Consider the following 12,570-nt stretch of genomic DNA (forward strand, 5'->3'; position numbering starts at 1 on the left):
CATCGATCAGATCCGTAAGGCAGCGATCAGAGCCGTCAGACGGCGATCAGTTCCGCATGACCTCGGGCTCGTGCCGACGCAGGAAGCGGGCCACGAAGAAGCCGCAGATCACGCCGAGGGCGATCACGGCGAGCATGTCCATGCTCCAGGCCGCGACGGTGTGCTCCCACAGCGGGTCGTTGCTCTCGCCCTTGGCGGGCGGGCTGATCCTGTTGAAGTCCAGCGTGGCGCCCGCGGCGGCGACCGCCCAGCGCGACGGCATCAGGAACGAGAACTGGTTGACGCCGATCGAGCCGTTCAGGGCGAACAGACAGCCGGTGAACACGACCTGGATGATCGCGAACATGACCAGCAGCGGCATGGTCTTCTCGGCCGTCTTCACCAGCGCCGAGATGATCAGACCGAACATCATCGAGGTGAAGCCCAGCGCCATGATCGGCAGCGACAGCTCCAGAAGCGTCAGTTTGCCGAGGACCAGGCCCTCGTCGGGGATCGTGCGGCTGGAGAAGCCGATGACGCCGACCAGCAGGCCCTGCAGCACGGTGATGAAGCCGAGCACGAAGACCTTGGACATCAGGTACGCCGAGCGGGACAGGCCGGTCGCGCGTTCCCGCTCGTAGATGACCCGTTCCTTGATCAGCTCACGTACGGAGTTGGCGGCACCGGCGAAGCAGGCACCCACCGCGAGGATCAGCAGGACGGTCGTGGCCGTGCCGTTCGGGACGGGCAGGCCGGTCCTCGGGTTCACCTCGGTGTTGACCAGCAGGTCCTTGTCCGCGTCGATGAGCAGGCTCACCGCGCCGAGGACGGCCGGCAGGATCACCATCAGGGCCAGGAAGCCCTTGTCGGAGGCGATCACCGAGACATAGCGACGCACCAGGGTCATGAACTGCGACATCCAGCCCTGCGGCTTCGGCGGCTTCATCGCCTGCATCGGAGGCATCTGTACGGACTGCGGAGCAATCGCGTCGATGTCCGCGGCGTAGATCTGGTAGTGCTGCGAGCCCTTCCAGCGTCCGGCCCAGTCGTAGTCGCGGTAGTTCTCGAAGGCGGAGAAGACGTCGGCCCAGGTGTCGTAGCCGAAGAAGTTCAGCGCCTCCTCGGGCGGGCCGAAGTAGGCGACCGCGCCGCCCGGGGCCATCACCAGGAGCTTGTCGCACAGCGCCAGCTCGGCCACGGAGTGGGTGACGACGAGGACCGTACGGCCGTCGTCGGCGAGGCCGCGCAGCAGCTGCATGACGTCGCGGTCCATGCCCGGGTCGAGGCCCGAGGTGGGCTCGTCGAGGAAGATCAGCGACGGCTTGGTGAGTAGCTCCAGGGCCACCGAGACGCGCTTGCGCTGGCCGCCGGAGAGGGAGGTGACCTTCTTCTCCTTGTGGATGTCCAGCTTCAGCTCGCGCAGCACCTCGTCGATACGGGCCTCGCGCTCCTTGGCCGTGGTGTCGGCCGGGAAACGGAGCTTGGCCGCGTACTTCAGCGCCTTCCTGACGGTCAGCTCCTTGTGCAGGATGTCGTCCTGCGGGACCAGACCGATGCGCTGGCGCAGCTCGGCGAACTGCTTGTAGAGGTTCCGGTTGTCGTAGAGGACGTCGCCCTGGTTGGCGGGGCGGTAGCCGGTGAGCGCCTTGAGCAGGGTCGACTTGCCGGAACCGGACGGGCCGATGACCGCGACGAGGGACTTCTCCGGGACGCCGAAGGAGACGTCCTTGAGGATCTGCTTGCCGCCGTCCACCGTGACGGTCAGATGGCGGGCGGAGAAGGAGACCTCACCGGTGTCGACGAACTCCTCGAGGCGGTCGCCGACGATGCGGAACGTGGAGTGGCCGACGCCCACGATGTCGGTGGGGCCGAGCATCGCCGAGCCGCCCTTGGGGATCGGCTGGCCGTTGACGTAGGTGCCGTTGTGCGAGCCGAGGTCGCGGATCTCCATACGGCCGTCGGGCGTCGTGTGGAACTCGGCGTGGTGCCGGGAGACCTGGAGGTCGGAGACGACCAGCTCGTTCTCCAGGGCACGGCCGATGCGCATGACACGGCCGATGGCGAACTGGTGGAACGTGGTGGGGCTGCGGTCGCCGTAGACCGGCGGCGCCCCCGCGCCACCGCCGGGGCCGTGCTGGGCCGGAATGTGCGCGGCGGCCTGCTGCGGCTGCTGCCATCCGGCCTGCGGTGCCTGCTGCTGCGGGACCTGCTGGGGCGACGCTTGCTGGTGCGGGATCTGCTGAGCGGGTGCCTGCTGGGCCGGTGCCGGCTGGGCCCAGCCGGCCTGCGCGCCCTGCGCGGCGTACGGCTGCTGCTGCGGCTGTGGCTGGGCCTGCGGTGAGGCCGGTGAGGCGACCGAGTCCGCGCTGCCGGAGAGGTTCAGGCGCGGTCCGTCGGTCGCGTTGCCCAGCTGCACGGCCGAGCCGGCGCCGATCTCCAGCTGATGGATTCGCTGGCCCTGCACGAACGTGCCGTTGGTGCTGCCGTGGTCCTCGATGACCCAACTACGGCCGCTCCAGCTGATCGTGGCGTGCCGCCAGGACACCCTGGCGTCGTCGAACACGATGTCGCCCTGCGGATCGCGTCCGAGTGCATAGGACCTGGACGGATCGAGCGTCCAGGTCCGTCCATTCAATTCCAGTACGAGTTCCGGCACTCCACGCCCCACTGAGTAGTCCCCCGAGTTACCCCCAACACAGGGAGTCTAGGGATGTCGAACATCGTCGGGAACTATTTCAGGCTCCGCCCCCTGACTGAAAGTCGGGCCTTATGAAGACCACGCGCGCGTGCTTCGACTGGTTCCGTTGACGGGGTTGAAACCAGCCCGGAGAGTGGTAATCCAGGCGAGGGGGACATGCGCGGCGAGCCGGCCGCGCCGCGGATCGGGGGGTCTGCCATGAGCGCGTCCACGAACGTCGAGAGCGCGAGGCACGGTACGCGGCTGCCGTGGGGGGACATCCTGTTGTCCGCGATCGCCGCGGTGAGCTGGGCGTTGATCGGGATGGCCGGCACGGCGGCGCTCGGTCTGCATCTGCTGGAGGCGGACAAGGCCGCCTCTCTGGGCCCGATGACCGCGGCGGTGGTGGCCCTTGGGGCGGGTGGTTCCGTCACGCCGTCCGGTGATGTGTCCGCTTTCGGATTGACGGGCGCGGAGGCGACGACCGCCATCGAGATCACGCCACTGGGGGTGAGCCTGGTCGGCGCGGTGCTGCTGTCGTGGTTCTTCTTACGGTCCTTGCGGGGCGCGGGCGTTGTGATCGCGCCGGCCGAACTCCTCGCGCGCGCGGGCGCGGTGGTCGCGCTGTTCGTGGCGATGCTGGGCGGGCTCGCCTGGGCGGGGCACGACGTCATCACGATCGACGGGAGCTCGCTGGGGCTGGACGACCTGCCGGGCGGGGGCGGGGACGGTGGCGTCGAGATCCCCGGGGTGGGCGACATCGGGGACATCGGGGACATCGGTGGCCTGCTGCCGGACCAGATCGGCGATCTGATCGACGCGAAGGCGGCGGTCGGCTTCACGGTGGACACGGCGCCGACCCTGCTCGGCGGCCTGGGCTGGTCCGCCGGCATCCTGCTGATCGCTCTACTGGCCTCGCGCCGCACCCCGCTGCCGCGCGGCTGGGAGGCCGTGCACCGCGTCGTACGGCCCGCCGCGTCCGCCCTCGTCACGGTGCTGCTGGTGGCGGTCGCGGCCGGGTTCGCGGCGGCGGCGTACGCGGCGATCGGCGACGCCCACCCCAAGCGCATCGCGGGCGCCGCCCTGCTCGGCGCCCCGAACGGCGTGTGGCTCGGCATCCCGATCGGCCTGTTCGTCCCGTTCGACGGCAGGGCGACGGGGGTCCTGGCCGGCCTGCTGCCGGATCCCCTGGACGACCTGCTGAACGGCGGCGCCGACCAGTCCGTGACCCTGAGCAGCCTGGCGGAGCTGGACGGGCGGGTGTGGCTGCTGGGGGTGGCGGCGGGGGTGATGACGCTGCTCGCGGGGGTGCTGACCGCTGTGCGGACGCCTGTGGGGGTGGGGGGCTGGGCCGGGGGCGGGGTTGGGAGTGGGGGCGGGCATGGGATTGGGTCCGGGTCTGGGTCCGGGGTTGAGGCCGGGTCTGGGATTGGGGCCGGGTCTGGGATTGGGGTTGGGTCTGGGGTTGGGTCTGGGGCCGGGGTTGGGTCTGGGGCCGGGGTTGGGTCTGGGTACGAGGGTGGGTCCGGGGCCGGGGCAAGTGTCGGCGGGGCCGGCGAGGGGTGGGGCTCGCGAGGCGCGACGGCTGCCGGTGGGGGGATGGGGTCGGGTGCCGGGGTGGCTTCGGGCGCGGGGACGGCTTCAGGCGCGGGGCCCACTTCGGGTGCGCGGCCGGTGAGTGGCTCGGGTGGTTCCTGGGGGGTGCGGGCATCGGGGTCGGGAGCCGTCGGGGGGCGGGATTCGGGTGTCGTACGGCCATCCGCTGGCGGTACCGCTGGAGGGCCGGGCATCGGGGGCGTACGGGATCCAGGACCCCTCGGTTTCGCCGGGCGGTGTGCGCTGCGGCTCGGGATCGCGACGGCGTTGACGCTGCCGTTGCTCGCGTGGCTGACGGAAGTGTCCCTGGACGCCTCGCTGTCGGTGCTGGGCTTCGACGCGTTCGGCGCCGGGGTGGAACTGCGGGGGAACCTCGGCATGGCGCTGCTCCTCGGGGCGGCCTGGGGCGCTGCTGCGGGTGCCGTGGGAGCGCTGCTGGCCCGGGCGACCGGGGCGGCGGGACAGCGGGCGGCGCCGCTGGCTCTGGGCGCGGCCGTGGGTGCGAGGCCGGGTACGGCGGAGGCGGCGGGGACCCCGGGTGCCGGGGCCACGGCGACGGAGGGTACGGGGGCGCTGCCGTACGGGAGCCAGTCGGGGCCGTCGGGACCGTACACGCCCGGCACGCCGTACCGGCCACCGAACCCGGCGACGAATCCGTACCTGCGCATGCCGGAGGAACTGCGCGAACCGGAGGACGCGCGGCCGCCGGGCGCGGCCCCGCCTTCCGGGGGTGCGTGGTGGTCCGACGAAGCACGCGGAAGGGATGCGAGGTCGGGCCACGATGCGCGGTTGGGGCGCGAGGACGCACGGTGGCCCGGTGACGCGCAGTCCAGTGACCCGGCGTCCAGCGACCCGCCCGCCCCCGCCGGCGACGACATGTACGGCGCGCCCACGGTCGCCCGGCCGATCGGCCCTCCCCCGAGGTCGCCCCGGCCACCCCGGCGGCGTGGAAACCGGTCGTCGTCCGGAGCGGACGAAGGACCGCCGCCTCCGCCACCGCCTCCCCCGCCACCCCCTCCCCCGCCGCCGAGGAAGCCGAAGGGACGCCCGTGATCCTCACCGGAGAAGCCGCTGCAGCTGCGTGATGTGCGCGGGGGGTCGCCCACCTCTGCGTGGGCGAGCCCGCACACCTCGGGGTAGTCCCCGCGGCACGGCCGCCGTACGCGCCGAGTCATCCGGCACGAGCCGGCGACGCAGGCTCAACCGAAGCGGCGACGGTGCTCCACGAGCCGGAGGCCGGCACCCTCGCGCACCACCAGGCACAGCCGCCGTACACCCCAGAGGCACCCGTCACGAGTCGGCGACCCAGACCCAACCGAAGCCGCACTCATAATCCCCGAGCGAGCCAGAACACCTCGTAACACCCCCGAACCCCCCGAGCACAGCCGCCACACCTCCCGAAGGCCCCGCCGCGCCCCCGCCCCCCAACCTCACAGGCACCCCCATGCCAAATCACAGGCACTGGCACACCCGTGGCCCGAATGTAAGACTCGCGCCATCCGAGCGACACCCACTGTTCCGTGTCCGCTAGACGGACCTCAGCGGCGCCAGGCACTGAGTGCCGGATACGGTGGAGGCACCATGAGCGCTTCGCAGACCTCCGACATCCCCACACTTCTCGTCAAGATCTTCGGGAAGGACAGGCCCGGTATCACGGCCGGACTCTTCGACACGCTGGCCGCCTACTCCGTCGACGTGGTCGACATCGAGCAGGTCGTCACCCGTGGCCGGATCACGCTGTGCGCGCTCGTGACGCCGCCTCCCTCGGGGATGGAGGGCGATCTGCGGGCGACCGTCCACAGCTGGGCGGAGTCGATGAAGATGCAGGCGGAGATCATCTCCGGCCGCGGTGACAACCGGCCCCGTGGGCACGGACGGTCCCTCGTGACCGTGCTCGGGCACCCCCTCACCGCCGAGGCGACCGCCGCGATCGCCGCGAGGATCACCAAGTCGGGCGGCAACATCGACCGTATCTTCCGGCTCGCCAAGTACCCCGTGACGGCGGTGGAGTTCGCGGTGTCCGGCGTGGAGACCGAGCCGCTGCGCACCGCCCTGGTGACCGATGCGGCGGCACTGGGTGTCGACATCGCGGTCGTCGCGGCCGGTCTGCATCGGCGCGCGCAGCGCCTGGTCGTCATGGACGTGGACTCCACGCTCATCCAGGACGAGGTGATCGAGCTCTTCGCCGCCCACGCCGGCTGCGAGGACAAGGTGGCCGAGGTGACGGCGGCCGCGATGCGCGGGGAGCTGGACTTCGAGCAGTCGCTGCACGCGCGCGTGGCGCTGCTTGAGGGGCTGGACGCCTCCGTGGTGGAGAAGGTGCGCACCGAGGTGCGGCTGACGCCGGGCGCGCGCACGCTCATCCGTACGCTGAAGCGGCTCGGCTATCAAGTGGGCGTCGTCTCGGGCGGGTTCACCCAGGTCACCGATGATCTCAAGGAGCGTCTCGGGCTGGACTTCGCCCAGGCGAACACGCTGGAGATCGTCGACGGGAAGCTGACGGGCAAGGTCACCGGCGAGATCGTGGACCGGGCGGGCAAGGCGCGGCTGCTGCGCCGGTTCGCTGCCGAGGCGGGTGTGCCGCTGTCCCAGACGGTGGCGATCGGTGACGGTGCCAACGATCTGGACATGCTCAACGCCGCCGGCCTGGGCGTCGCCTTCAACGCCAAGCCGGTGGTGCGGGAGGCGGCGCACACGGCCGTGAACGTGCCGTTCCTGGACACCGTCCTGTACCTGCTGGGCGTCACCCGCGAAGAGGTCGAGGCCGCGGACATGCACGAAGAGGTCTGAAGAGACCTGAAGAGGTCTGATGAACCGCAAGGTGCTGACCTGACCCACGTCTGACAGCACGCACCACCCGAGGTGCCTTGCATGCACAGGGGCCCGGCACCAGGGCGGTGCCGGGCCCCTTGGCGTGGGTCGGTCACTCCGACGGGGCCCAGTAGTCGACCAGCGTGGCCACACCGGGCTCCAGCGTCTTCCAGGTGCCGCTGAAGGAGAGCACGGCGAAGGCTGCGGCCGGGAAGCCGCGGCGGCTCATCCGGTCGCGCGCGTCGCCCTCGGCCGAGCCGGACAGGATCTCGGCGAGGCCCTGTACGCCCGGGTTGTGGCCGATCAGCACGACGTTCTGCACGTCGTCGGGTGTTTCGTTGAGCACGGCGATCAGCTCGCCGGGTGAGGCCTCGTAGATCCGCTCTTCGTAGACCGTTTTCGGCCGGTGCGGGAACTCATGGACGGCGAGCTTCCAGGTCTCGCGGGTCCGGGTCGCGGTGGAGCACAGGGCCAGATCGAAGGGGATGGCGGTGTCGGTCAGCCTGCGTCCGGCCTCTGCCGCGTCCATTCGGCCCCGATCTGCGAGCGGCCGCTCGTGGTCGGTCACCTGTGGCCAGTCGGCTTTCGCATGCCGGAAGAGGACAATCCTGCGGGGTTCTGCGACGCTCATGAGTCCCAGCTTCGCATGAAACAGGCCATGGGGCGCAGGTAGTTGACGTGCCGCTTCGGCCGTGCTCAGCGCATGATCAGCTGCTGTATGTGCTCGAAGAGCCGGGTGATCGCGGGCTCGGCGGTCGCCGCCTGCGCGTCGGACGGGTTGAGTATCAGCGTCAGCAGCGTGATGAAGGCGAGCGTCGGCAGGGCGAGGGCCCACCAGGGCAGCCGGATGTCGGCACGGCCCGTGGACGCCGGGTGGGGCGGGGTGTGCGTAGGGGCCGACATGATGCCTCCACAGGGTTCGGGTGGTCCGTGTCCGCCTCTCGCGGTCACACTCCGAAACTACGGAACACCCGGCCACCAACCCATCCGGTGATCCACCCAGTTGACCCTGACACTCACCCCCTAGGGGATGGTGGTGCTAGCCCCACCATCGGCTGGACGACCTGTGCCAGGGAGGCACGCGTCAAGCTGCGGGGCGTCAGGGAGAGGCGATCGTCGCGACGATGCCGATGATCACGAAGATGGCGAAGAACGCGCCGAAGACGAGCAGCATCTTCTTCTGGCCGTTCTGGGGGTTCGGGTCGAGCACTGGCATACGGCAAGTCTCGCACCCCCCGCCCGCGCCGACCGCGCCGGGGTGAGGCCTAGGGCCTGTCCGGCGGACAGGCCCTAGCGGGCCGCCTCGTCCTCCACCGTGCGGTTCCGTCCCGCGAGGACGCCCACCAGCATCTGCGGGATCATCAAGGCGGTCATCAGCGCGATGGGCAGCCCCCAGCCGCCGCTGTGCTGGTAGAGCACGCCCACCAGGAGCGGGCCCGGGATGGAGAGCAGATAGCCGGCGCTCTGCGCGAAGGCGGACAGCTGGGCGACGCCCGCGCCGGTCCTGGCCCGCATCCCGACCATCGTGAGGGCCAGCGGGAAGGAGCAGTTGGAGACGCCGAGCAGCAGCGCCCAGGCCCAGGCGCCCGCGGCGGGCGCGAAGTACAGGCCGGCGTAGCCCGCGAGTCCGCAGACACCGAGCGCGATGGCGATCGGGCCCTGGTGCGGCAGCCGGGTGGCCAGGCGCGGGATGACGAAGGCCAGGGGCACGCCCATCACCATCGTGACGGCGAGCAGCAGCCCGGCCGTGGACGCGGGCACACCGGCGTCCCGGAAGATCTGCGCCATCCAGCCCATGGTGATGTAGGCGGCGGTGGCCTGGAGCCCGAAGAAGACGGCGAGCGCCCAGGCGGTACGACTCCTGGTGATGCGCAGCGCCGGCTGCTCCACGCGCGCGTGACCCTGCCGCGCCGCCGCCGGGTCGGCCGGACCCGCGCCCCGCTGCCGTACGAAGGGAATCCACGGCAGTACGGCCGCCGCGGCCAGTCCCGCCCACACGGCGAGGCCGGTCTGCCAACTGCCGCCCATCACCTCGGTCATGGGCACCGTCACCGCGGCAGCGGACGCGGTGCCGAGGGCGAGGGCCATCGAGTACAGGCCGGTCATGGAGCCGACCCGGTCCGGGAACCAGCGCTTGACGATGACCGGCATCAGGATGTTGCTGACGGCGATGCCCATGAGGGCGAGGGCGCTGGCGGCCAGGAAGCCGGCCGTGCTGCCCGCGTACGGGCGCAGCAGCAGTCCGGCGGCGATGGCGACCATGCCGCCGCACACCACCGCGCCGGGGCCGAAGCGGCGGGCGAGCCGGGGGGCCATGACGCCGAAGAGGGCGAAACAGAGCGGGGGCACGGAGGTGAGTACTCCGGCCAGGCTGCCGCTCATGCCGAGCCCGTCGCGGACCTCTTCGAGGAGGGCGCCGAGGCTGGTGATGGCGGGGCGGAGGTTCAGCGCGGACAGCACGATGCCGAGGACGAGCAGCCGTGTCGTCCACGCGCGCGTGGAGGCCGTAGGGGGCTCGCCGGGCTCCGCGGTGCGTGGGGATGTCTCCGCGGGGCGTATGGATGTCGTGGATGTCGACGTCGTCGTCCGGGTCTGCTCGCTTGCCATGCCGCCCATCATAGAATCATGGGATGATTGGTTGTCCACCCCCGGGCCGCCCGGTCCCGGCCCTCCCGTGCGAAGGTGTGCCATGCCCCTGAGCCACCCCCGCCGCTCGGCGCTGTCCGAGCAGGTCATCGCGGCGTTGCGGAACCAGATCGCCTCGGGCGAATGGCCGGTCGGCTCCCGTATCCCGACGGAGCCCGAGCTGGTCGAGCAGCTCGGCGTGGCCCGCAACACCGTCCGTGAGGCGGTCCGCGCGCTCGCGCACAACGGCCTGCTGGACATCCGCCAGGGCTCCGGCACCTACGTGGTGGCGACCAGCGAGCTGGCCGGCGTGATGCACCGCCGGTTCGCCGACGCCGACCCCCGGCACATCGCCGAGCTGCGCTCCACGCTGGAGTCGGCCGCCGCGAAGCTGGCCGCCGAGCGGCGCACGGAGAAGGACCTCAAGCAGTTGGACGCGCTGCTGACGCGGCGCGAGGACGCCTGGGCGTCGGGGGACGCGGAGGCGTTCGTGGCGGCCGACGCGACCTTCCATCTGGCCGTGGTGGCGGCCTCGCACAACGACGTCATGACCGCGATGTACGCGGACCTCGGCGAGGTGCTGCGGGACTGGCTGCGCGAGGACGTGGGCGAGGAGCTGACGCCGGAGACGCACATGGACCACGCGCGGCTGGTCGACGCGATCCGCCAGGGTGACGCGACGGCGGCAGCGGCGGAGGCGGCGAGCTATCCGTTCCTGTGCCGCCCGGGGCGCTTCAGCTCTCCCGCAGGTGACTGACCCACACCGAGCCCACCTCTTTCCAGCAGCGCGCGGAGATCCGCACGGTCTGCGCGGGTTCGGCGTCCACCGAGGAACCGTCGCTGTCGAGGTCCCACCAGCGGGCGCACTCGACGTGCAGGCTCACCCGGTCGGTCTCCGGATACGGGTTGTGGCAGTACGCGGTCACCTGGGAGCCGGTGACGCGGATCCGGCACTCGGCGCCGAACGGCTCCTCCGGCTCCGCTGCGGCGACATGCACGCGCGTGTGGGCCATCGCTTCGTACGGCAGCGGCAGTACGAGGGCGACGGCGACGGTCGTTGAGGCCAGGCGGCGGGACAAGCGCACAAGAGGACCTCCTCGGCCGTACGGGGGAGGGGCTCGCGTAGTGAACGCGTACTCCAGAGTGCGCGGTCGCGGGTCTCCCCCGCCCGGCCGACTGGGCCGAACGGGTGACGCCCCGCTTCCCGCGCGCTGCGGGAAACGGGGCGTCGGTGACGTACGAGAAGATCAGGCGCCGATGGCGTGCAGGCCGCCGTCGACGTGGATGATCTCGCCGGTCGTCTTCGGGAACCAGTCGCTCAGCAGGGCGACGATGCCGCGGCCGGCCGGCTCCGGGTCCTTCAGGTCCCACTCCAGCGGGGAGCGGCTGTCCCACACGGCGGCGAGGTCGGCGAAGCCCGGGATGGACTTGGCGGCCATGGTGCCGATCGGGCCGGCCGAGATGAGGTTGCAGCGGATGTTCTGCTTGCCCAGGTCACGCGCCATGTAGCGGCTGGTGGCCTCCAGGGCGGCCTTGGCGGGGCCCATCCAGTCGTACTGCGGCCAGGCGTACTGCGCGTCGAAGGTGAGGCCGACGACGGAGCCGCCGTTCTGCATCAGCGGCAGGCAGGCCATGGTCAGCGACTTCAGGGAGTACGCCGAGACGTGCATGGCCGTGGCGACCGACTCGAACGGGGTGTTGAGGAAGTTGCCGCCGAGCGCGTCCTGCGGCGCGAAGCCGATGGAGTGCACGACGCCGTCGAGGCCGCCGAGCTCCTCGCCGACGACATCGGCAAGGCGCCCGAGGTGCTCGTCGTTGGTGACGTCGAGCTCGATGACCTTGGTGGGCTTGGGGAGCTTCTTGGCGATGCGCTCGGTCAGCGTGGGCCGCGGGAAGGCGGTCAGGATGACCTCGGCGCCCTGCTCCTGGGCCAGCTTGGCGGCGTGGAAGGCGATGGAGGACTCCATCAGCACACCGGTGATCAGGACGCGCTTGCCCTCGAGAATTCCGCTCATGGTGATCAGTGACCCATTCCCAGTCCGCCGTCAACGGGGATGACGGCTCCAGTGATGTACGAGGCGTCGTCCGAGGCGAGGAACCGCACCGTCGCGGCGACCTCCGCCGGCTGGGCGTAACGGCCGAGCGGGACCTGCGACACGATGTTCGCGCGCTGCTCGTCGGTGAGCACCTTGGTCATGTCGGTGTCGACGAAGCCGGGCGCGACGACGTTGAAGGTGATGTTGCGCGAGCCCAGCTCACGGGCGAGGGAGCGCGCGAAGCCGACCAGGGCGGCCTTGGAGGCGGCGTAGTTGGCCTGGCCGGGACCGCCGTACAGGCCGACGACCGACGAGATCAGCACGACGCGGCCCTTCTTGGCGCGCAGCATGCCGCGGTTGGCGCGCTTGACCACACGGAAGGTGCCGGTGAGGTTGGTGTCGATGACCGAGGTGAAGTCCTCCTCGGACATGCGCATCAGGAGCTGGTCCTTGGTGACGCCTGCGTTGGCGATCAGCACCTCGACGGGGCCGTGCTCGGCCTCGATCTCCTTGTAGGCCTGCTCCACCTGCTCGGTGTCGGTGATGTCGCACTTGACGGCGAGGAAGCCGGCCGGCGGCTCACCCGAGCGGTATGTGATCGCGACCTTGTCGCCGGCGTCGGCGAAAGCGCGGGCGATGGCGAGGCCGATGCCCCGGTTGCCTCCGGTGACGAGAACCGAGCGGCTCAACGGATCACCCTTTCGATAGGGGTCTTGACACACCCGCCCGAACAGCTGGATGACAGGCGGCTTCTCCGAAAACCTATCGGGCCGGTCCCGTCCGGGGACATTCGGGCACCGACAGTGGCTTACGGGTGTCACTGTCGGGTCCCTACAGAAAGATGCG

General features: G+C 70.9%; 11 protein-coding genes. 3 read left to right on the forward strand and 8 right to left on the reverse strand.

The genetic code is table 11. The features are described from left to right. Positions 1 to 46: 46 nt before the first annotated feature. Positions 47 to 2,635: an FHA domain-containing protein gene (locus ACIA8X_RS44635; protein WP_399460678.1), complete on the reverse strand. Its 2,589-nt coding sequence runs from the start codon at positions 2,633 to 2,635 to the stop codon at positions 47 to 49. A gap of 240 nt (positions 2,636 to 2,875) precedes the next feature. On the opposite strand from ACIA8X_RS44635, the gene ACIA8X_RS44640 reads away from it, so the two are divergent. Then, entirely contained in the window at positions 2,876 to 5,305 is a 2,430-nt protein-coding gene (locus tag ACIA8X_RS44640; RefSeq protein WP_399460679.1) for a streptophobe family protein, read from the forward strand. A 528-nt stretch (positions 5,306 to 5,833) separates the two neighbouring features. Further along, positions 5,834 to 7,042: a phosphoserine phosphatase SerB gene (gene serB / locus ACIA8X_RS44645; protein WP_393443151.1), complete on the forward strand. Its 1,209-nt coding sequence runs from the start codon at positions 5,834 to 5,836 to the stop codon at positions 7,040 to 7,042. A gap of 133 nt (positions 7,043 to 7,175) precedes the next feature. Here serB and ACIA8X_RS44650 read toward each other — a convergent pair whose 3' ends face one another. The 4 genes from ACIA8X_RS44650 to ACIA8X_RS44665 all read right to left on the reverse strand — a co-directional run bounded on the left by ACIA8X_RS44650 (position 7,176) and on the right by ACIA8X_RS44665 (position 9,682). Next, positions 7,176 to 7,694, reverse strand: a complete 519-nt coding sequence (locus ACIA8X_RS44650; protein ID WP_393443149.1) for a SixA phosphatase family protein — start codon at positions 7,692 to 7,694, stop codon at positions 7,176 to 7,178. Positions 7,695 to 7,759: 65 nt separating this feature from the next. After that, a complete protein-coding gene (locus ACIA8X_RS44655) occupies positions 7,760 to 7,966 on the reverse strand; it encodes a hypothetical protein (protein WP_393443147.1) in 207 nt (68 codons plus the stop codon). 196 nt (positions 7,967 to 8,162) lie between these two features. Continuing rightward, positions 8,163 to 8,279: an SGM_5486 family transporter-associated protein gene (locus ACIA8X_RS44660; protein WP_393443145.1), complete on the reverse strand. Its 117-nt coding sequence runs from the start codon at positions 8,277 to 8,279 to the stop codon at positions 8,163 to 8,165. A gap of 74 nt (positions 8,280 to 8,353) precedes the next feature. After that, complete coding sequence (locus tag ACIA8X_RS44665) at positions 8,354 to 9,682, reverse strand: CynX/NimT family MFS transporter (RefSeq protein ID WP_399460680.1); 1,329 nt, start codon at positions 9,680 to 9,682, stop codon at positions 8,354 to 8,356. A 70-nt stretch (positions 9,683 to 9,752) separates the two neighbouring features. Between ACIA8X_RS44665 and ACIA8X_RS44670 the strand changes: the two genes are divergently transcribed. Then, the gene (locus ACIA8X_RS44670; protein ID WP_399460681.1) at positions 9,753 to 10,445 is read left to right on the forward strand and encodes a FadR/GntR family transcriptional regulator; all 693 of its coding nucleotides are present in this window, start codon (positions 9,753 to 9,755) and stop codon (positions 10,443 to 10,445) included. On the opposite strand, the gene ACIA8X_RS44675 is transcribed toward ACIA8X_RS44670, so the two are convergent. The 3 genes from ACIA8X_RS44675 to fabG form a co-directional block, all read right to left on the reverse strand. Continuing rightward, on the reverse strand, positions 10,423 to 10,773 hold the full coding sequence (locus ACIA8X_RS44675) for a hypothetical protein (RefSeq protein WP_393443139.1): 351 nt from the start codon (positions 10,771 to 10,773) through the stop codon (positions 10,423 to 10,425). The two genes, ACIA8X_RS44670 and ACIA8X_RS44675, sit on opposite strands and share 23 nt — an antisense overlap. Positions 10,774 to 10,935: 162 nt before the next feature. After that, positions 10,936 to 11,703: an enoyl-ACP reductase FabI gene (fabI, locus tag ACIA8X_RS44680; protein WP_393443137.1), complete on the reverse strand. Its 768-nt coding sequence runs from the start codon at positions 11,701 to 11,703 to the stop codon at positions 10,936 to 10,938. 5 nt (positions 11,704 to 11,708) lie between these two features. Then, positions 11,709 to 12,413, reverse strand: coding sequence for a 3-oxoacyl-[acyl-carrier-protein] reductase (gene fabG / locus ACIA8X_RS44685; protein ID WP_399460682.1), 705 nt, complete (start codon positions 12,411 to 12,413; stop codon positions 11,709 to 11,711). Between the last annotated feature and the right edge of the window lie 157 nt (positions 12,414 to 12,570).

The sequence above is a fragment of the Streptomyces sp. NPDC051738 genome (assembly GCF_044453205.1).
In the GTDB taxonomy this organism is placed as follows: domain Bacteria; phylum Actinomycetota; class Actinomycetes; order Streptomycetales; family Streptomycetaceae; genus Streptomyces.